The organism is Enterobacter sp. Sphag1F (assembly GCF_014193275.1).
GTDB classification, from domain to species: domain Bacteria; phylum Pseudomonadota; class Gammaproteobacteria; order Enterobacterales; family Enterobacteriaceae; genus Pantoea; species Pantoea symbiotica.
Map to the genome: position 1 here is coordinate 751,781 of NZ_JACHZD010000001.1, position 20,932 is coordinate 772,712.

The following is a 20,932-nucleotide window of genomic DNA, read 5'->3' on the forward strand; positions in this document are numbered from 1 at the left end:
ACATTTACTAACACGTTGCTATACTAGTTATTACTGGCTTGTTTACAAGTAGGCCCCGTCTTCCCTGCACTATTTTAGGAAAAAGACTACCAGCCATAAGTATTGATGCCAGCCCTTTCAGGCCATTCCTCTGCAAAATTCAGATTAATTCGATACTCAACGACGCAATAGGCTGCATTAAAAATGCACGTACTTGTCTGCTGAAAAAAAATAATAGCCGCCATCATTCAGGTGCAATTTTTATCCATACTTTCATCTTATCTGTGCAAATCGGCAATCAGGGTTATTCTTCTTGCCTGGCAACACCGTGCATTGACCGCGTTAGCCGCTATTTGTAGGCTTTATGCCATTTCACTATCATCAGATTAAGCGCATGACACAGACATTAAGGTGATTAACACATGTTGGAGTGGATCATTGATCCGTCGCTCTGGGCCGGATTAGTAACGCTAATCGTTCTGGAGCTGGTGCTGGGCATTGATAACCTGGTTTTCATTGCCATCCTCGTAGAAAAGTTGCCGCCAAAGGAACGCGACCGTGCGCGCATTATCGGTCTGCTACTTGCACTGGTGTCGCGTTTAGCGCTACTCGCCTCACTTTCCTGGCTGGTTACGCTGACAAAACCGCTGTTCACTCTGCTGAATCATGGGTTCAGCGCCCGCGATCTGCTGCTGCTGTGCGGCGGCTTCTTTCTGCTTTATAAAGCCACCACCGAGTTAAACAGCCGTCTGGAAGGGGCTGACGAAGAAACTGGTCAAAATAAGAACGGTGCTAAATTCTGGCCAGTGGTGGCGCAAATAGTGGTGCTGGACGCCATCTTCTCGCTGGACTCGGTCATTACCGCCGTTGGCATGGTCAATGAGTTGCCGGTGATGATGGCGGCAGTAACGGTGGCAATACTGCTGATGCTATTGGCGAGTAAGCCGCTGACGCGTTTCGTCAACGGCCATCCGACCATTGTGATTCTCTGCCTGAGCTTCCTGCTGATGATCGGCTTCAGTCTGGTGGCCGAAGGGTTAGGCTTTATTATCCCGAAAGGTTATCTCTACGCGGCGATTGGATTCTCCATCGTCATCGAGATACTCAATCAGCTGGCGATGTTTAATCGCCGTCGCTTCCTCACTGCCGGACGCCCGCTGCGTCAGCGCACTTCAGAAGCCGTATTGCGTATTCTGCGCGGCGAAGCGCAGCGTGCGGAGCTTGACGCCGATACCGCGTCACTGGTAGCCGACGGCGAGGAAGGTGCACTCTTCAATCGCCAGGAACGCCGCATGATTGCCCGCGTTTTGGGGCTTGGCCAGCGTCAGATTAATAGCATCATGACCTCGCGCCATGACGTTGAGCATATCGATTTGACTGAAGATCCAGCGGAGATTATGGCGAAGCTCGATCGTAATCAGCACACGCGCATTCTGGTTACCGAACAGGGCCGCGACCCACTTGGCGTGGTGCACGTGATTGATTTGCTGCATCAATCGTTGCACAGCAAATCACTGGATTTACGCTCGCTGATTCGCCAGCCGCTGATATTTCCTGAGCGCGTCACCTTATTGCAGGCGCTGGAGCAGTTCCGCAATGCGCGCACCCACTTCGCCTTTGTGGTGGATGAGTTTGGTTCGGTGGAAGGCGTGGTCACGCTAAGCGATCTGATGGAAACCATCGCCGGCAATCTGCCGATTGAAGGGGAAAAAGTTGATGCGCGCTATGATATTCAAGTGCTGCCAGACGGAGGATGGGTGGCAAACGGTCATATGCCATTAGAGGATTTAGCCGTCTATGTGCAGCTGCCGCTGGATGAGAAGCGCAATTACCACACGCTGGCGGGATTGCTGATGGATAGCCTGCAACATGTGCCGCAGGAAGGCGAAGAGTTACAGATCGGCGATTATCTATTGCGTACGTTGCAGGTAGAAAACCATCGCGTGCAGAAGGTTGAGATAGTGCCGATCGCATTGTAATCAACCAGGTCGCCATAAATGGCGACCCTACGGGATTTACAGCGATGGGGAGGCAGGATAATGCATTGCGGCTGCAGCGCGGATGTTAAGGCGACATCCCATCTCGCTGAGCGAGTGAGGGATTCCAGGGCGAGCCGCATGGATGCGGCGAGAGGTGGCGCTGAGCAGGAGCGAATCGCCACCGGTCCGTCAGGAATCGTGAACGAGTGAAGGCACCGCGCAGCGGCGAGCTGGGCTGGCGCAAGGCCCGGGAGTGCAGAGGGCGCGGCCAGGCGCTCTCTGCTCGGTCGCCGCACGAAGATGCTGCAACTGCCCCACTTCGCGGCGAACGAAAGTCGCTCTGCGCTTAACTGTTCGGCATTTCGCCCTGAATGGCGACCTTACGTTAAGGTTTCGCCGGTTGCTGGCGATCCAGCCACTGATTCAGGCGCGACTTCGCTTCACTTTGCAGTTGCTGACGCACCACGTCATCCACTGGTAATGAGTACTGCAGATTATTCCAGCCACCGTACATGCGTAGCGGAATAGTTTGCTGGTTCAGCAGAGCAGCTAATTTGTCGTCGCCCTGCCAGCCGCGCAGCATCATATTAATGGTGACGTCGAGCTGCTGTTTAACCATATCGACATTGCCTTTGGTCTGCACCGCCAGACGACTGTTGCCGCCCTGCAGATCCGGTAAGCTGAAAATGCCCTGTTTAAGCGTAACGCGTCCACTCAACTGCTGAATGCCCTGATCGTCGGGCTGATCGTTGGTGACACGATTACTGACGCGCGCCACCGCACGTCGCACCATCTGTTGCAGATTCAGCTGTGAAAGCTGCAAGTTGGTGGCTTCGAGGTCCGCACTGCCCTGCCAATTGCGTTTTGCCTCTTCAATGCTTAATCCCGCTCCGCTGATATCGCCTTTCAGCGAAACGGTACCTTGCAGCGTCTCTGGCAGTTCTAAAGCTTTCAGCAATGGCGCAATGGCGATGTTATCCAGCTCAGGCTGGAACGCCACTTGCGTTACCGGTTTACGAATATCTACCGAGCCGGGCACCGAGAAATGCCCTTCGCCGAATTTGCCTTGCAGCTTACTCAACGTCATCAAACCCTGCTGATTGCTGCCGTCGAGCTGCAAATTGGTCAGCGTCAGGCCGCGCCACACGCTGTTATCTGCGGTGAGGTTGAGCGTCAAATCCAGCTGATTCAGCGGCGAGTCGCTGTTGTCACGCATACGCGGCTCAGCAATCACCGGCGTGCTGGTCACGTTAGCCTGCTGCGGCGCGCTGTTATCCGTCGACGGTGCATTCGCCATCAACGCGTCGATATTCAAACTGGTAGCATGCAGCGCCAGATTTAGCTGCTGTGGAAGCGCCAAACGTCCATCGGCGCTGCCTTCCAGTGCGCTGTCATTGGCGGTGAGCTGCATCTTCTGTAAGGAGAAATGCTGATTGTCACCGTTCCATTCCCCCTGACCGCTCAAGGTGCCTTTTATCCCCTGCGTCGGCAGATTGGCACCGTCGATGGCGTAATTCATCTCATCCAACTGTCCGACTAAACGATGCGGATACTGCGCCACATTCATTTGCCCTTTGAGATTGACGCTGACATTGCGCTGATTACGCGAAATTCGGGTAGCCAGATTGATGCTGGCCTGTTTGCTGGCATCCTGATCGAGGTTGAGATTGAGGTCGCGGAAATTGTATTCATCGCCGCCTGGCTGCTGCCAAATCAGCAAACTATCGGCAAGACGCAATTTGCCGATGTTGAATGACCAGCCGTTATTGCTGCTGCTCACCGGCTCGGCATCACCCGGACCCACCGGCGCACCGGTCGGTTTTTGCGCTGCACTGTCTGGCGTTACGCGAATGATGGCGTTTTTCAGCATCACCTGGCTGACGCTCAGCTGATGCGACAACAGCGGCCAGAGATTGACATCCAGCCGCATATTGTCGGCGGTGACCATTGGCTGCGTGGCGCCCGGCGCGGTCAGACTCATACGCCCGGCGAGAATGCTGAGCTGCGGCCAGACGTGCCAGCGCAGATCGCCGCCAACCTGAAGCTGATAACCACTGCGCTGCTCTACCTGCTGTACCATATAGGTACGAAAGTCGTTGGGATTGACCAGCAACACCAATGCCGTCATGCCCGCTACGACCACCACTAACAGGATGGCCAGCGTAGTTATCACTCTTCTCATCAATTCCTCATTGCCGTCATACTTCAAGTTGCCGCAGCGTTGGCTGCGCTCGCTCACCCCAGTCACTTACTGATGTAAGCTTCCGGGGATTTACTCGCTTGCCGCCTTGCTGCAACTCGAATTATTTTGGCAAGCATTAGTTTTAGTCAGTCTTTGTCGATACGGCTGGCATCCGCGCCCTGCTGACCACGATATTTGGCATCTTCGCGACGGTTATACGGTCGCGCAGCCGGGCCCGACAACGGCTCAAAGCTCAAAGCACCAATTAACATGCCTGGACGCAGCGCCAGCGGCAGTTTGCCTGAGTTATAGAACTCCAGCACGATGCGGCCTTGCCAGCCCGGATCGATACGGTGCGCCGTGACGTGCACCATCAAACCCAGGCGCGCCAGCGAAGAGCGGCCATCCAGCCAGCCGACCAGATCGTCGGGAATGGTGACCGATTCCAGCGTCACCGCCAGCACCAGTTCGCCAGGATGCAGGAAAAAGGCTTCGCCTTCCGGCAGCACAATCTCATCGCTCATGACGCGGTCCAGCGCAGCACTGACTTCGTGCTTAGGACCACTCAAATCAATAAACGCCGCCGTGTGGCCGCTAAAGGTGCGGAACTGGTTGCCGAGGCGCACATCCACCGTGGCGCCATTAATGCGTTCCACCGGCGGGCGCGGCTCAATCGCCAACTTTCCGTTGTCCAGCCAGGCTTCAATATCGCGATCGCATAATCTCATCGCAGGTACTCCATGAATTAAGTGTAGCGAATGGCTACGACAGCGCGTCACGCCGGGGCGGACGCCATGTCGTTAAAGATACTGATTAATCTTGGCCTTGAGGATATCAATCGCGATACGGTTTTTTCCGCCGCGCGGCACAATGATGTCAGCGTACTGCTTGGAAGGTTCAATAAATTGCAGGAACATCGGACGCACGGTCTTCTGATACTGGCTCATCACCGAATCCATTGAGCGGCCGCGCTCATTCACATCGCGTTTCATGCGACGCATCAGGCAGATATCCAGCGGCGTATCGACGAAGATGGAGAAGTTCATCTCCTGGCGCAGGCGCGCGTCGGTTAACAGCAAGATGCCTTCAAGGATGATGACTTTCTTCGATTTGAGATGAATACAATCGCTGGTGCGGGTGTGCTCAACATAGCTGTAAACCGGCAGCTCAATTTCCTGGCCGGCTTTCAACGCGCGCAGGTGCTGCAACAACAGATCATGATCCATCGCACTCGGATGGTCATAGTTGGTTTTCACCCTCTCTTCCATGGTGAGGTGGCTCTGATCTTTATAGTAGGCATCTTCGGGGATCACACCGATATGCTCGTCACCGACCTGGTCACGGATTTCACGATAGAGCGTGCTGGCGATAAGACTTTTTCCGGATGCGGATGCACCTGCGATGCCAACGATCACGCACTGATGAGACTTGTCAGTCATACTTTTTTAAGACCTGATAACTGGAGCCTGCCTAAGCCGAAGCTGCAACGGGCCGAATGAGAGGGTTAGTTGGCGGCAATTATAGGTATTTCACCGGTTTGATGCCAGAGAAATGGGCCAACGGCTTTTCAGAATATCCCCTTTTGCAGCCAGACGCTTAATCGATACACTGTTCATCTGCCAACACTGTAGCTGGCGTTGGCACTCCGAATGTAGCCGCAAGGAAAAGTATGAGCTGGAAAACCCTGACCTATTTTGGCGACAGCATGTTGCTGATCCCGACTGCGGTAATCATCGCGCTGGTATTGCCATGGAAAAGCGACAACCGCCAAACCGTCTGGTATTGGGTGCTGGCGTTTGGTCTGGCTGGCCTGGTGGTGAGCGTCTCAAAAATACTGTTTCTCGGCTTTGGCATTGGTAGCGCCAGATTCAACTTCACCGGCTTCAGCGGACACAGCGCGATGTCAGCCACGCTCTGGCCGGTGATGATGTGGCTGATCTCAGGTCGCTGGTCGCCGCGCTGGCGTCTGTTTACCATTGGTATCGGCTATCTGATCCCGTTGATGGTCGGCCTTTCACGTTTGGTGATTCACGCGCACTCAAAAAGCGAAGTGCTGGCGGGCCTGATGCTCGGTTTCACGCTCAGCACCGCATTCCTGCTGACACAGCGCCGCACTTCGCTGAAGGGCTTTAGTCTGCCGCAAATTGGCGTTGCGCTGCTGGTGCCGCTGCTGCTGCTGGGCCATGGTCGCGTCGCCACCACACAACAATTCCTTGAGCGCTTCTCTGCCAATCTTGCCGGCTTAGAAAAGCCTTATACCCGCGCCGATCTTTTTCGCTAACACCGTTTGGCCCTTTGCGCGCAAAGGGCCAATCAATTCAGTGAATAACGACTTAAATGCAATTCCCGGCAGAAATCTCAAACAGATGTGCTAGCATGCGAAATAGTGATTGATTGGCGCATTTTCCATCGTGAATCAGGTGCGCGCAGCTGGATTCTTGCATGACCCTCGAAATATTGACTTCACGAGAAAGACCACACCGAATATGGCTCAATGCCTTGCTCATTGGCGGGCTCACTTTTCTACTGACGCTATTTTGTCTGGAACTGATTGTTGTCAGCGGACGTATTTCACCGCTTTGGTACTCCACCGCGCTAATGACGGTGATCGTGTTTCGTGCGCACTCCAGACACGTTCCCTTGCTGCTGTTTGCTTGCGTGATGGGTACCGCGCTGGCCAATCTGATCATTATTGGTCCCGCGCTCAGCAATATTAAGTTCGCCATCCTGAATATGGTGCAGGCGATTCTGGGCGGCGTGATGCTGCGCGCCCTGCTCGATCGCCGCGCCCCGCTCAATTCGTTACTCGACTGGGTGCGCTTTGCCCTGTGCGCCGGTCTGATTGCGCCGCTGCTCGGCGGCGTGGTGGCATTGTGGATGCTGCATGTCGGTAGCAGCGCGTCACTGCCCTTCTTCTCGACCTGGGTGATTTCTGAAGTGATCGGCGTGCTGGCATTTGGTCCGGTATTATTACTGTGGCCGAATAAACCGCTGCGCCAGATTTTAACGCCAGGCCGACAGCTGGAAACCTGCCTGACGCTGTTTGGCACGCTACTCGCCAGCTATTTATCGCTGCGTTTTCTGCCGTGGCCCTTCACCTTTATTGTGGTGATCCTGTTCTGGTGTGCGGTGCGGCTGCCAAAATTTGAAGCCTTTCTGCTGTTCTTCCTCAATGCCAGTTTTATCTCGATTCTGCTCGCCTTTAATTTGGTCAACCTGGCGCAAAACGGCATGCTGCTCGGCCAGGTCAGTACCTGGCTGCCGTTCCTGTTGGTGCTGCTGCCAAGCCACGTGATGGCGCTGGTGATGGACGCCTTCCAGCGCGAAAAACATCACATCAGCGAGAGCGAAACCCGCTTCCGTAACGCCATGGAATACTCCGCGATCGGCATGGCGCTGGTTGCGCCGAATGGTGGCTGGCAGCAGGTCAATCAGTCGCTGTGTCAGACGCTGGGCTTTCCGGCCGATGAACTGAAAAAGCTCACTTTCCAGCAAATTACCCATCCCGACGATCTCAACAGCGATTTGCAGCAGCTGGAACGATTGGTGGCCGGTGAAATCATGACCTACACCATGGAGAAGCGCTATTTCCGCAAGGATGGCGAGATCGTCTGGGCGCGCCTGACGGTTTCGATGGTGCGCGACGCCGCGCAACAGCCGCACTACTTCATCGCCCAGATCATCGATATCTCCGAGCTGAAGCAGAGCGAGCAGGTCAATCGCCGCCTGATGGAACGCATCACGCTGGCAAACGAAGCCGGCGGCATCGGCGTGTGGGAGTGGAATCTGCTGACCGGTGAAATGCTGTGGGACAAGCGCATGTACGAGCTGTTTGGCTTAGGTCCGCATCAAACGCCCACCTACGATCTGTGGGTGCATCTGCTTGATCCCGCTGAACGGGAAACCGCCGCGCTGGTGGTGCAGCAAGCCATCGAACGCCGCAGCGCTTTCCAGCTGGAGTACCGCATCAATTTGCCGGAAGGCCCGCGCTATGTGCGTTCTGAGGCCAACCGCATCCTGAGTCAGGATGGGCAGATTGAACGTATGCTCGGCATCTGTCAGGACATCACGCCGCTGCGCGCGCTGAATGAAGCGCTGTTCCAGGAAAAAGAGCGCATGGCGATCACCCTCGATTCCATCGGCGAAGCGGTGATCAGTACCGATGATGAAATGCGCGTTACCTTTATGAATCCGGTGGCCGAAACGTTGAGCGGCTGGCCGCAGGAAAAAGCCGCAGGCGTGCCGATTACCGAGCTTCTCAACATCACTCGCGGCGTAAGTGGGCCGCGTGTGGACAATCTGTTGCTGTGCCAGCTGCCTGGCGAAAAAATCTCCCCCGATCTCGATGAAGAGCTGGTGCTGCACACGCCAGATGGCACGCGCGTCGAGATTCATTACAGCATTACGCCGCTGAAAACCCTGACCGGTGCCAGCATCGGCGCGGTAATGGTTATTCAGGATGTCAGTGAATCGCGCAAGGTAATGAAGCGTCTGAGCTACAGCGCCTCACATGACATGCTGACGCGCCTGCCAAATCGTCACAGCTTCGAGCAGCGTTTAAAGCAGTTGGTGAACGATGCGGCGGCCAATAATAGCCATCACGTATTGGTGTTTATCGATCTGGATAAATTCAAAGCGGTAAATGATACCGCTGGCCACGCCGCCGGTGATGCATTGCTGCGCGAACTGGCAGAGCTGATGCCGCATCATCTGCGCAGCAGCGATATGCTGGCGCGTTTGGGCGGCGACGAGTTTGGCGTGTTGCTGCCAAATTGCGAAGTGGATCAGGTGCGCGACGTGGTGCAGCGCATCGTCAGCGCAGTGAGCGAATACCGTTTTATGTGGCAGGATCAGCCTTATCACGTTGGCGCGAGTGCCGGCATCACGCAAATTGATCAACGCAACTGCATCAGCAATGTGGTGATGTCACAAGCCGATGTCGCCTGTTACAGCGCAAAACACGCGGGCCGTGGTCAGTATCACGTTTATCAAGAAGTACAGATGTAATCTGCCACGTCTGCCCATTGCCAGCCCGCGCTGGCTGCGCTAAAGTCGCCCCCTTTTTTCCGGCATGGGGGATAAATATGTTTATCGGATTCGATTACGGCACAGCAAACTGCTCAATTGCGGTCAGCGATAATGGCACGCCGCGCCTGCTGACACTGGAGAATGGTCAGCGCCTGCTTCCCTCCATGATTTGTGCACCAACACGCGAAGCGATCAGCGAATGGCTGCATCGCCATCATCAGGTTCCAACGCCAGACAGCGAAGGCACCGCCTTATTGCAGCGTGCGCTGCGTTATAACCGCGAAGAAGATATCGACGTCACGCCAGGCAGCGTGCAGTTCGGTTTGACTGCGCTGCAGCAATACATGGTCGATCCCGAAGAAGTGTGGTTTGTGAAGTCACCAAAATCCTTCCTCGGCGCTAACGGCCTGAAGCCGCAGCAGATCGCTTTCTTTGAAGATCTGGTGTGCGCCATGATGCTGCACATTCGTCAGCAAGGTGAAACTCAGCTCGATCGCCCGATTGAGCAAGCGGTAATTGGTCGCCCGATTAACTTCCAGGGTTTAGGCGGTGAAGAGGCTAACCAGCAGGCGCAAGGCATTCTGCTGCGTGCAGCACAGCGCGCCGGTTTCCGTGATGTCGAGTTCCAGTTTGAGCCGGTAGCGGCAGGCCTGGATTTTGAAGCTACGCTGCAGAAAGAGACGCGCGTATTGGTAGTGGATATCGGCGGCGGTACCACCGACTGCTCGATGCTGCTGATGGGCCCGGAATGGCGTCACAAAACCGATCGCCGTGAAAGTTTGCTCGGCCACAGCGGATGCCGCGTGGGCGGAAACGATCTCGACATTATGCTGGCGTTCAAAACCTTGATGCCGCTGCTGGGCCTCGGTGGCAATACGCAGAAAGGCACCGCGCTGCCTGCGCTGCCGTGGTGGAATGCGGTCGCAATCAACGATGTTCCGGCGCAAAGCGACTTCTATTCTGCGGCCAGCGGCAAACTGCTGCGCGATTTGATCCGCGATGCCGAACACGGTGACAAAGTGGCGCACCTGCTGAAAGTGTGGCAGCAGAAGCTGAGCTATCGTCTGGTACGTGCGGCGGAAGAGAGCAAGATTGCGCTGTCGGAGGTGAAAGAGACCGACGCCTCGCTGGCGTTTATCGCCACCCAATTGCAGGCGCAGATCAGCGCAGCACAGCTGGAAGAAGCAATTAACCAGCCGCTGGAACGGATTCTGGAGCAAGTGCATCTGGCGCTTGCCACCTGCGAAACCAAGCCAGAAGTGATTTACCTCACCGGCGGTAGCGCACGTTCGCCGGTGCTGCGCGCCGCACTGCAGCAGGCGCTGCCCGATACGCCAATTGCCAGCGGCGATGACTTCGCCTCGGTGACCGCCGGCCTCGCCCGCTGGGCCGAAGTGATGTTCAGATAGTTCCCTCTCCCGCTTGCGGGAGAGGGTTAGGGTGAGGGACAGAACGCACGGTACGATTTTCCCCTCACCCTGCCCTCTCCCAAAAGGAGAGGGAAAAGCCAAAGATTCTGGCAGATTAGAAATTCACGTTCGCACTGATCCCGCCTACAAACGCATCTTTCACTTCACTCACCGCACCCGGCGCCACCACATATTGCAGGTTCGGACGCAGCTGCAGCCATTTGGTCAGCTGGGCGTTGTAGTAGATCTCATAGTTGTACTCTGAGCCATCCTGAATTGGCAGATAGGTTGGGCTGTTGAAGTCCGTCTCGCCGTTAGCGTTGTTTTGCTCACGCAAAGAACGCGTGTAAGCGCTGTTAACGTGAATACGCGCTGCACCGACACCAATCTCATCCTGTGGACGCGCATCAAACGGCCCTTTCCAGGTGAAGCTCACAGACTGATAGTTATCGGTTTTCGAGGTTTTGTGGTCGTTCATCACCGCTTGTACGGTTACGCCCAAGCCACGGCTGGCATCGCCACCTTGTGCCGTCAACTGCTGTTGCAACAGCACGTAGCCGCCATAAGCATGATCCTGGCTTTGATACGCGCCATCGCGCCAGCTGCCGTAGTTGTCGCCATTCGCCGAAGAGTAGTAATAACCGATGCGGTAATTACCCGGCAGCTTGTCTGCGCCTAACGTCGGTTTCCAGCCCAACTCTACCGGCACCATATTGCCTTCGGAGTTGCTGGTATCCAGGCGGAAGCCATCGCCGCGATCGTAGTTGGCACTGTTCTGGTTATAGAAACCGACCTGGAAGAATACCTCAGGCGTGATATTCACCTTCACGCGACCGCCCCATTGGGAAACCGGCCAGTTGAACCAGCGATCGCCACGCCAGTTCCCTGCCTGGCCGCTACCAAACGCCAGGTTCTGGAACTTACTGTCAAAGTTATCGAAATCTTCGCCAACGGTCACACGACCCGCTTTCAGGTTCACGGTGTTATCGAACAGACCCTGGCTCAACCAGAATTGGGTTAAGCGCCAGGTTTGGCCGCGTCCGTACACTTCCTGAGGTGATGACAACATGCCAGTACGAGAATCGCCGACCTGATCGGCGATGTTCTGACCATTACGATCGGTAATCGTCACCTGGAATTGGGCATCCTGCCAGTTGAGCAGTTTTTCCAGGTCGAAGTTAGCGCCAAACGCCCACTGATCGCTGTAGCGCATGGTGGTGTTGGTATCGGCACCTCCTGCCAGGTTGGAGCCGGTTTCCATGGTGTAGTTAACGTCGAATTTAATGCCGTCATTTTCCAGCTGCGTTCGGTAACCGCCCCAATCACCAAACATATATGGAGAGTCGTAACTGAAAGCATCAGCGGCCAGCGCAGATGCACTCAGCATCGCAAACATCAGGGTTCCCGCTGCCAGGCGGGGTAAATGCTGCACTGCTTCTTTTCTGTTCATGATGGTTATTCTTATATGAAGTTACTGGAATGGATCGAACAGAGGATAGTGCTGAGGATTTGGCAATTTTTGCAAATATGTGCGCAGTTTACCGCAGGTTGATAGTGCGTTAGCGCAATTGTGACGCCAGTCGATGATTGAAAATCTTTTGGCTAAAATGGCATTTTTTGTGAGGCAGAGCAGGAAAAAGGCGGGACGCCGCAGCGTCCCTGAAAACATTACAGTTTGCTGGCGCTCGCCAGCTCTTCGATCTCTTGCTTGCTGAGTTCCAGATGAGTAGCTTTCACCAGCTCATCCAGTTGCTCCAGCGAAGTGGCACTGACAATGGGCGCGGTAATGCTTGGGCGCGCAATCTGCCACGCCAGCGCAACCTGCGTTGCTGAAACATCGTGCGAGGCGGCGACATCTTCCAGCGCTTCAACGATGCGCTTGCCGCGTTCATTCAGATATTTATCCACGATACCCTGCCCGCGCTTACTTTTGCTGGCATCTTCCGGCTTTTTGTACTTACCGCTGAGGAAGCCGCTGGCCAGCGAATAGTAGTTAATCACGCCGAGGCCATTTTTCACCGCGACCTGCTCCAGACCGCTTTCGTACTCCTGACGATCGTAGAGATTGTATTCCGGCTGCAGCGTTTCATAGCGTGCCAGGCCGTGCTGCTTGCTCACATCCAGCGCTTCCTGCAGACGTTTAGCGTTGTAGTTAGACGCGCCAATCGCACGCACTTTGCCCTCTTTGATCAGCGAATCAAAGGCTTTCAGCGTGTCTAGCAGCGGCGTGGTTTCATCATCGCGGTGCGCCTGGTAGAGATCGATAACGTCGGTTTGCAGGCGACGCAGTGAATCTTCCACCGCCTGACGAATGTAAGCCGGTTTAAGGCCGGTTTTCTCTGGTGACAGCTCCATGCCGACTTTGGTGGCCAGCACGATGCTGTCGCGCTTGCCGCTTTTCTTCAGCCATTTACCGATGATGGTTTCCGATTCGCCACCTTCATTACCCGGCGCCCAGCGCGAATAAACGTCGGCGGTATCGATGAAGAACAAGCCCTTCTCCACCAGCGCATCAAGCAGTGAAAACGAGGTTTTCTCATCCACCGTCCAGCCAAACACGTTGCCGCCAAAGGTGAGACGGGGAACTTCGATACCGCTGTCGCCAAGCTGGCGGAGTTTCTGTTGACTCATTTTGTTCTCCTTATTCAAACGAGACAGGTCTGCTATTGAGCTTAGCAAAGGAAATGGTCGCGCTTATGCGTATTGCTGGCAGAATATTTACAGAATATGAATACTTACCTTCGACAGGGCGATATTCTTATTTCCTTCAATTTTTGCCCGATCCGGGCGACTACAATCATTCGTTTGCGTAGTGGCATTTTTATTACGCACCTTGGGAATACGAAACCGCTGGAGAGCACACACCTTGATGAACCGTCGACTAAAAACAAGCTTGCTGGCCGTAGCCGTGATTGCCGTATTGGCTGGCGGATATTACTGGTGGCAACATCCAGCGGAACCGAATAAACAGACGCAGGCTGAAGGTCAGCAGCAGCGTGGACGCGGCGCAGGCGGCAAACGCCCCTTAGCGCCGGTGCAAGCCGCCGCTGCCACAACAGAAAGCGTGCCGTATTTCCTCAGTGGCCTCGGTACCGTCACCGCCGCCAATACCGTCACCGTGCGCAGCCGTGTTGATGGGCAACTGATGGCGCTGCACTTCCAGGAAGGACAGCAAGTGGCCGCTGGCGCTTTGCTGGCGGAAATCGATCCGCGTCCTTATCAGGTGGCGTTAACCCAGGCGCAGGGCCAGCTGGCAAAAGATCAGGCCACACTCGCCAATGCGCGCCGCGATCTCAGTCGTTATGAAAAACTGGCAAAAACCTCGCTGGTGTCACAGCAGGAACTCGATACGCAACGTTCGCTGGTGAGCGAAACGCTTGGCACCATTAAAGCCGATGAAGGCAACGTCGCCAGCGCCCAGCTCAATCTGACTTACAGCCGCATTACCGCGCCGATTGGTGGACGCGTCGGCTTGAAGCAGGTTGATGTCGGCAACTACATCACGTCCGGCGATACCACCGGTTTAGTAGTGATCACCGAAACGCACCCGATTGACGTGGTGTTCAGCGTCGCCGAGAACAACATCAGCCAAATCCTCAAGGCGCAGAAAAGCGGACAGCCGCTGATCGTCGAAGCCTGGGATCGCAGCAACAAAACGCTGCTGACCAGCGGCACGCTGTTGAGTCTCGACAACCAGATTGATGCCACCACTGGCACCATCAAGCTCAAAGCGCGTTTCAGCAACGAAGATGATTCGCTGTTCCCGAATCAGTTTGTCAACGCGCGTCTGAAAGTCGATACCTTGCAGGATGCGGTGGTGATCCCGACCGCCGCGCTGCAGATGAGCAACGACGGTCACTTTGTCTGGGTGGTCAACAGCGACAACAAAGTGAGCAAGAAACGCGTTACCGCTGGGTTGCAGGACAGCCAGAAAGTGGTGATCAGCGCGGGCCTTGAAGCAGGCGATCGCGTGGTGACCGACGGGCTGGATCGTCTGACGGAAGGCGCCACTGTTGAAGTGGTGGCACCGCAAAGTGCCGCGACACACAGCACGCGCGCTGCGCAGCCTGCACGCGGAGAGCGTCAATAATGCAGGTGATGCCTCCTGACAGCAGCGGTGGACCTTCGCGCCTGTTTATTCTGCGCCCCGTCGCCACCACGCTGCTAATGATCGCCATTCTGTTAGCCGGCGTGCTCGGCTACCGTTTTCTGCCGGTTTCCGCTCTGCCTGAAGTCGATTACCCGACCATTCAGGTGGTTACGCTTTATCCCGGCGCCAGTCCCGATGTCGTGACCTCCTCGATTACCGCGCCGCTGGAACGCCAGTTCGGCCAGATGTCCGGCCTGAAGCAGATGTCGTCGCAGAGTTCGGGCGGCGCTTCCGTGGTGACATTGCAGTTTCAGCTGACGCTGTCACTGGATGTTGCCGAGCAGGAAGTGCAGGCGGCGATCAACTCCGCCACCAACCTGCTGCCTAACGATCTGCCGAATCCGCCGGTTTACAGCAAAGTGAATCCGGCCGATCCGCCGATCATGACGCTCGCCGTTACCACCACCAGCATGCCGCTCACGCAGGTGCAGGACATGGTGGAAACGCGCGTGGCGCAGAAAATTTCCCAGGTTTCGGGCGTGGGTTTAGTGACGCTGTCGGGCGGACAACGCCCTGCGGTGCGCGTGAAGATGAACACCCAGGCGCTGGCCGCGCTCGGCCTGACCAGCGAATCGGTGCGCACCGCTATTACCAACGCTAACGTCAACTCGGCGAAAGGCAGCCTCGACGGCCCAACGCGCTCGATTACGCTGTCGGCCAACGACCAGATGACCTCGGCGGAAGATTATCGCAAGCTGATCATCAGCTATAACAACGGCGCGCCGGTGCGACTGGGCGATGTCGCCACCATTGAACAAGGTGCCGAGAACAGCTGGCTCGGCGCCTGGGCGAACCGTCAGCAGGCAATTGTGCTCAACGTGCAGCGCCAGCCCGGCGCCAACATCATCGCCACCGCCGATAATATCCGCGCCATGTTGCCCGGTTTAACCGCCACGCTGCCGAAATCGGTGGATGTGAAACTGCTTACCGATCGTACCACCAACATCCGCGCTTCGGTCAGCGATACCCAGCACGAACTGATGCTGGCGATGGCTTTGGTGGTGATGATCATCTACCTGTTCCTGCGTAACGTCCCGGCGACCATCATTCCCGCTGTCGCCGTGCCGCTGTCGCTGATCGGCACCTTTGCCGCGATGTATTTCCTCGGCTTCTCAATCAACAACCTGACGCTGATGGCACTGACCATCGCCACCGGCTTTGTAGTCGATGATGCCATCGTGGTGATCGAGAACATCTCGCGCTATATCGAAAAAGGTGAAAAGCCGCTGACGGCGGCCCTGAAAGGCGCGGGCGAGATTGGCTTCACCATTATCTCCCTCACCTTCTCGCTGATTGCGGTGCTGATCCCGCTGCTGTTTATGGGCGATGTGATTGGCCGCCTGTTCCGCGAATTCGCGGTGACGCTGGCGGTGGCGATTTTGATTTCCGCCGTAGTATCGCTGACGCTGACGCCGATGATGTGCGCCCGCATGTTAAGCGCCGAATCGCTGCGCAAGCAGAACCGCTTCTCGCGCGCCAGCGAAGCGATGTTTGACCGCGTTATTGCCAGCTACGGACGCGGCTTAACGCGCGTGCTGTTGCATCCGTGGATCACCTTGTCGGTGGCGCTCAGCACCTTGCTGATCACCGTGTTGCTGTGGATCGTCATCCCCAAAGGCTTCTTCCCGCAGCAGGATAACAGCATCATTCAGGGCACCTTGCAGGCGCCGCAGTCGGTTTCTTACGCCAACATGGCGGAGCGCACGCGTGATGTCGCTTCGATCATCATGAAAGATCCGGCGGTGCAGAGCATGACCTCGTTTGTCGGCGTCGATGGCACCAACGCCGCGCTCAACAGCGCGCGCCTGCAAATCAACCTCAAGCCGCTGAATGAGCGTGACGATCGTATTCCGGCGGTGCAGCAGCGCCTGCAACAGGCGTTAGCTAAAGTGCCGGGCATTTCGCTGTGGCTGCAGCCAGTGCAGGATTTGACCATTGATACCCAAGCCAGCCGCACGCCGTATCAGTTCACGCTGCAATCTGGCTCGCTCGAGTCGCTGAGTTTGTGGGTGCCGAAACTGCTGGAGCAACTGAATACGCTGCCGCAGCTGCGTGACGTCAGCAGTGACTGGCAGGATCAAGGTCTGGAAGCTTTTGTACGTGTCGATCGTGACAGCGCCAGCCGCCTGGGCATCAGCATGGCCGATGTCGATAACGCGCTGTATAACGCTTTTGGTCAGCGGTTGATCTCCACCATTTACACCCAGGCCAACCAATATCGCGTGGTGCTGGAACAGAACAGCGATGCCACGCCGGGACTGGCGAGCCTCGACGGCATTCGTTTGACCAGCAGCGACGGCGGCAGCGTGCCGCTCAGCGCCATCGCGCAAATCGAGGAGCGCCACGCCGCGCTCAGCATCAACCATCTCGATCAGTTCCCGTCGGCAACCTTCTCGTTTGATGTCGCCGACGGTTATTCGCTGGGCGATGCGGTGAAAGCGGTGAGCGCGGCGGAAGATCAGGTGGGCATGCCCGCCGAGATGATGACGCAGTTCCAGGGCAGCACGCTGGCCTTCGAAGCCGCGTTGTCCAGCACCGTGTGGCTGATCGTGGCGGCGGTGGTGGCGATGTATATCGTGCTTGGCGTACTGTATGAGAGCTTTATCCATCCGATTACCATTCTCTCGACGCTGCCCACCGCCGGTGTGGGTGCGCTGCTGGCGCTGATGCTGAGCGGCAACGAGCTGGATATCATCGGCATCATCGGCATTATCTTGCTGATCGGTATCGTGAAGAAAAACGCCATCATGATGATCGACTTCGCGCTGGCCGCAGAGCGTGAGCAAGGCATGCCGCCGCGCGAGGCGATTTATCAGGCGTGCTTGCTGCGTTTCCGTCCGATTCTGATGACGACATTGGCGGCGCTGCTCGGTGCGTTGCCGCTGATGCTGAGCACCGGCGTCGGCGCTGAGTTGCGCCATCCGCTGGGAATCGCCATGGTCGGCGGTTTGGTGGTGAGCCAGGTGCTGACACTGTTCACCACGCCGGTGATCTATCTGCTGTTTGATCGCCTGTCGCACGCTACGCGCCGTCGCTTTAAACGCTCGGAGGCGCAGTCGTGAAGTTCTTCGCGCTGTTTATCCATCGCCCGGTCGCCACCACTTTGCTGACGCTGGCGATTGCGCTGGCCGGTATTCTCGGCTTCCGCCTGCTGCCGGTGGCACCCTTGCCGCAGCTGGATTTCCCGGTGATTTTGATCTCGGCTTCGCTGCCCGGCGCATCGCCAGAAACCATGGCGGCCTCGGTAGCCACGCCGCTCGAGCGCTCGCTGGGCCGCATTGCCGGCGTCAGTGAAATGACCTCCACCAGCTCGCTGGGCAGCACGCGCATCATTCTGGTGTTCGATTTTGATCGCGACATCAACGGTGCGGCGCGCGATGTGCAGGCGGCGATCAACGCCGCGCAAAGCCTGCTGCCAACCGGCATGCCGAGCCGCCCAAGCTACCGCAAAGCCAACCCTTCCGATGCGCCGATTATGATCCTGACGCTGACCTCGGACATTTATAATCCCGGTCAGCTGTATGATTACGCCTCAACGCAGCTGGCGCAGAAGCTGTCACAAATTGAAGGCGTGGGCGATGTGACGGTTGGTGGCAGCTCGTTGCCTGCGGTGCGTGTCGAACTCAACCCGCAGGCACTCTTTAATCAGGGCGTATCACTGGATGCGGTGCGCACCGCCATCAGCAACGCCAACCAGCGCCGTCCGCAGGGCGCGATTGATGATGTGCAGCAGCGCTGGCAGTTACGCACCAACGGAGAATTGCAAACCGCCAGCGAATATCAGCCGCTGGTGGTGCATTACAACAACGGTGCAGCGGTGCGGCTCAGTGATGTCGCTAACGTGCAGGATTCGGTGCAGGACGTGCGTAACGCCGGGATGACCAACGGCAAAGCGGCGGTGCTGCTGGTGGTGCGTAAATCGCCGGAAGCCAACATCATCGATACCGTCGATCGCATTCGTGGCGAATTGCCGGAACTGCATGACGTGATCCCCGCCGCCATCGATCTGCAAATTGCGCAGGACCGCTCGCCCACCATTCGCGCCTCGCTGCATGAAGTGGAACAATCGCTGATCATCGCCGTGGCGCTGGTAATTCTGGTGGTGTTTGCCTTCCTGCGCGACTGGCGCGCGACGCTGATCCCCGCCGCTGCGGTGCCGGTTTCGCTGATTGGTACCTTCGCCGCCATGTATTTGTGCGGCTTTAGCCTGAATAACCTGTCGCTGATGGCGTTGACCATCGCCACCGGTTTTGTCGTCGATGACGCCATTGTGGTGCTGGAGAACATTGCGCGCCACGTCGAAGCGGGCATGAAGCCGCTGCAGGCGGCGCTGACCGGCGTGCGCGAGGTCGGTTTTACCGTGCTGTCGATGAGCCTGTCGCTGATTGCCGTGTTCCTGCCGCTGCTGATGATTGGCGGCATCATTGGCCGCTTCTTCTCAGAGTTTGCCATCACGCTGTCGGTGGCGATTCTGATCTCGCTGTTTATCTCGGTCACGCTGACGCCGATGATGTGCGCTTACCTGCTCAAGCCGCAGGTCAAGCGTAGCCAGCCGCGCACGCGCGGTTTCGGCAAGCTGCTGATGAAGGTGCAGAACGGCTACGCGCGTTCATTGGGTTGGGTGCTGAACCACGCTATTTGGGTGCTGATGCTGCTGCTCGGCACCGTGGCGCTTACAGTTTGGCTGTTCATCTCGATCCCGAAAACCTTTATGCCAGAGCAGGATACCGGCCGCTTACAAGGGTTTATCTCGGCGGACCAGAGCATTTCGTTCCAGGCGATGCGCGGCAAGCTGCAGGATTTCATGAACATCATCAAAGCCGATCCGGCGGTAGATAACGTTACCGGCTTTACCGGCGGTTCGCGCACCAACAGCGGTTCGATGTTCGTCTCGCTCAAACCGCTCTCCGAGCGCAGCGAAAGCGCGCAGCAAGTGATTGCCCGGCTGCGTATCAAGCTGGCGAAAGAGCCGGGCGCGAATCTCTATCTCAACGCGGTGCAGGACATTCGTATTGGCGGACGTGAATCCAACGCCAGCTATCAATACAGCTTGTTGTCAGACAACCTGAATGATTTGCGCGAATGGGAGCCGAAAATCCGTCAGGCGTTTGCCGCTCTGCCCGAGCTGGCGGACGTCAACTCGGATCAGCAGGACAACGGCAGCGAAATGAATCTGACCTACGATCGTGAAAGCATGGCACGGCTCGGCATCGATGTGTCTGCCGCTAACGCGCTGCTGAATAACGCCTTTGGTCAGCGCCAGATCTCCACCATTTATCAGCCCCTTAACCAGTACAAAGTGGTGATGGAAGTCGACCCGCGCTACACCCAGGACATCAGTTCACTCTATCAGATGTTTGTGATTAACAGCGACGGCAAAGCGATTCCGCTGAGCTGGTTTGCCAAGTGGCAACCGGCCAACGCGCCGCTGTCGGTGAACCATGAAGGCTTGTCGGCGGCGTCCACCATTTCGTTCAACCTGCCGGAAGGCGTGTCGCTATCGCAGGCGTCTGAAGCAATCGATCGCACCATCACCGCGCTTGGCGTGCCCTCCAGCGTGCGCGGCAGTTTTGCCGGCACCGCGCAGGTGTTCCAGCAGTCGCAATCCAACCAGCTTTACCTGATGCTGGCGGCGATTGCGGCGGTGTATATCGTGCTCGGCATTCTGTATGAGAGCTACGTGCATCCGCTGACCATTCTCTCCACGCTGCCGTCGGCGGGCGTCGGCGCGCTGCTGGCGCTGGAGCTGTTCAACACGCCGTTCAGCCTGATTGCGTTGATCGGCATTCTGCTGCTGATCGGTATCGTGAAGAAAAACGCCATCATGATGGTCGACTTTGCGCTGGATGCCGAGCGCAACGGCAATCTGTCGCCGCGCGACGCGATCTTTCAGGCGTGCCAACTGCGCTTCCGCCCGATTCTGATGACCACGCTCGCCGCGTTGTTTGGCGCGCTGCCGTTGGTATTGACCAGCGGTGACGGCGCGGAACTGCGTCAGCCGCTCGGCATCACCATCGCCGGGGGTTTGGTGATGAGCCAGCTGCTGACGCTCTACACCACGCCGGTGGTTTATTTGATGATGGATAAGCTGCGGCGGCGTAAGAAAAAGGTGTTGGTGGCGGGTTAAGGGAGGTCGCCATGAATGGCGACCCTACAAAACCGCACACTACATTCGTAGGGTCACCATTTATGGTGACCGCACAGC

General features: G+C 56.7%; 12 protein-coding genes. 7 read left to right on the forward strand and 5 right to left on the reverse strand.

Annotated elements, in window-relative coordinates; translation table 11 throughout:
• Positions 1 to 401 precede the first annotated feature (401 nt).
• Positions 402 to 1,958 carry a TerC family protein gene (locus tag FHW71_RS03430; RefSeq protein WP_179450136.1) on the forward strand — a complete coding sequence of 519 codons (1,557 nt, stop codon included), beginning with the start codon at positions 402 to 404 and terminating at the stop codon, positions 1,956 to 1,958.
• 385 nt (positions 1,959 to 2,343) lie between these two features.
• On the opposite strand, the gene asmA is transcribed toward FHW71_RS03430, so the two are convergent.
• The 3 genes from asmA to udk form a co-directional block, all read right to left on the reverse strand.
• The gene (gene asmA / locus FHW71_RS03435; protein ID WP_179450134.1) at positions 2,344 to 4,140 is read right to left on the reverse strand and encodes an outer membrane assembly protein AsmA; all 1,797 of its coding nucleotides are present in this window, start codon (positions 4,138 to 4,140) and stop codon (positions 2,344 to 2,346) included.
• A gap of 146 nt (positions 4,141 to 4,286) precedes the next feature.
• Positions 4,287 to 4,868 (reverse strand): dCTP deaminase, encoded by a 582-nt coding sequence (dcd, locus tag FHW71_RS03440; RefSeq protein ID WP_179450132.1) that lies wholly within the window; start codon positions 4,866 to 4,868, stop codon positions 4,287 to 4,289.
• Between the two features lie 72 nt (positions 4,869 to 4,940).
• Positions 4,941 to 5,579, reverse strand: a complete 639-nt coding sequence (udk, locus tag FHW71_RS03445) for a uridine kinase (RefSeq protein WP_008104883.1) — start codon at positions 5,577 to 5,579, stop codon at positions 4,941 to 4,943.
• A 230-nt stretch (positions 5,580 to 5,809) separates the two neighbouring features.
• Between udk and FHW71_RS03450 the strand changes: the two genes are divergently transcribed.
• From FHW71_RS03450 to yegD, 3 genes are all read left to right on the forward strand, one after another.
• Positions 5,810 to 6,421 (forward strand): phosphatase PAP2 family protein, encoded by a 612-nt coding sequence (locus FHW71_RS03450; protein WP_008104884.1) that lies wholly within the window; start codon positions 5,810 to 5,812, stop codon positions 6,419 to 6,421.
• Between the two features lie 161 nt (positions 6,422 to 6,582).
• The gene (locus tag FHW71_RS03455; protein ID WP_179450130.1) at positions 6,583 to 9,147 is read left to right on the forward strand and encodes a diguanylate cyclase; all 2,565 of its coding nucleotides are present in this window, start codon (positions 6,583 to 6,585) and stop codon (positions 9,145 to 9,147) included.
• Between the two features lie 77 nt (positions 9,148 to 9,224).
• Complete coding sequence (gene yegD, locus FHW71_RS03460) at positions 9,225 to 10,577, forward strand: molecular chaperone (protein WP_179450128.1); 1,353 nt, start codon at positions 9,225 to 9,227, stop codon at positions 10,575 to 10,577.
• Positions 10,578 to 10,692: 115 nt separating this feature from the next.
• On the opposite strand, the gene FHW71_RS03465 is transcribed toward yegD, so the two are convergent.
• Together FHW71_RS03465 and FHW71_RS03470 are read right to left on the reverse strand one after the other, a co-directional pair.
• On the reverse strand, positions 10,693 to 12,027 hold the full coding sequence (locus FHW71_RS03465) for a carbohydrate porin (protein ID WP_036648467.1): 1,335 nt from the start codon (positions 12,025 to 12,027) through the stop codon (positions 10,693 to 10,695).
• Between the two features lie 218 nt (positions 12,028 to 12,245).
• Positions 12,246 to 13,208 (reverse strand): aldo/keto reductase, encoded by a 963-nt coding sequence (locus FHW71_RS03470; protein ID WP_179450126.1) that lies wholly within the window; start codon positions 13,206 to 13,208, stop codon positions 12,246 to 12,248.
• Between the two features lie 238 nt (positions 13,209 to 13,446).
• Here FHW71_RS03470 and FHW71_RS03475 point away from each other — a divergent pair, with 238 nt between their 5' ends.
• From FHW71_RS03475 to mdtC, 3 genes are read left to right on the forward strand one after another with little or no spacing between them, the layout of a single operon-like run.
• Entirely contained in the window at positions 13,447 to 14,667 is a 1,221-nt protein-coding gene (locus tag FHW71_RS03475) for an MdtA/MuxA family multidrug efflux RND transporter periplasmic adaptor subunit (protein ID WP_179450862.1), read from the forward strand.
• Positions 14,667 to 17,789, forward strand: a complete 3,123-nt coding sequence (locus tag FHW71_RS03480; RefSeq protein WP_154155933.1) for an MdtB/MuxB family multidrug efflux RND transporter permease subunit — start codon at positions 14,667 to 14,669, stop codon at positions 17,787 to 17,789. Before FHW71_RS03475 ends, FHW71_RS03480 begins: the two co-directional genes overlap by 1 nt.
• Positions 17,786 to 20,854, forward strand: a complete 3,069-nt coding sequence (gene mdtC / locus FHW71_RS03485; RefSeq protein WP_179450124.1) for a multidrug efflux RND transporter permease subunit MdtC — start codon at positions 17,786 to 17,788, stop codon at positions 20,852 to 20,854. Before FHW71_RS03480 ends, mdtC begins: the two co-directional genes overlap by 4 nt.
• Positions 20,855 to 20,932 lie beyond the last annotated feature (78 nt).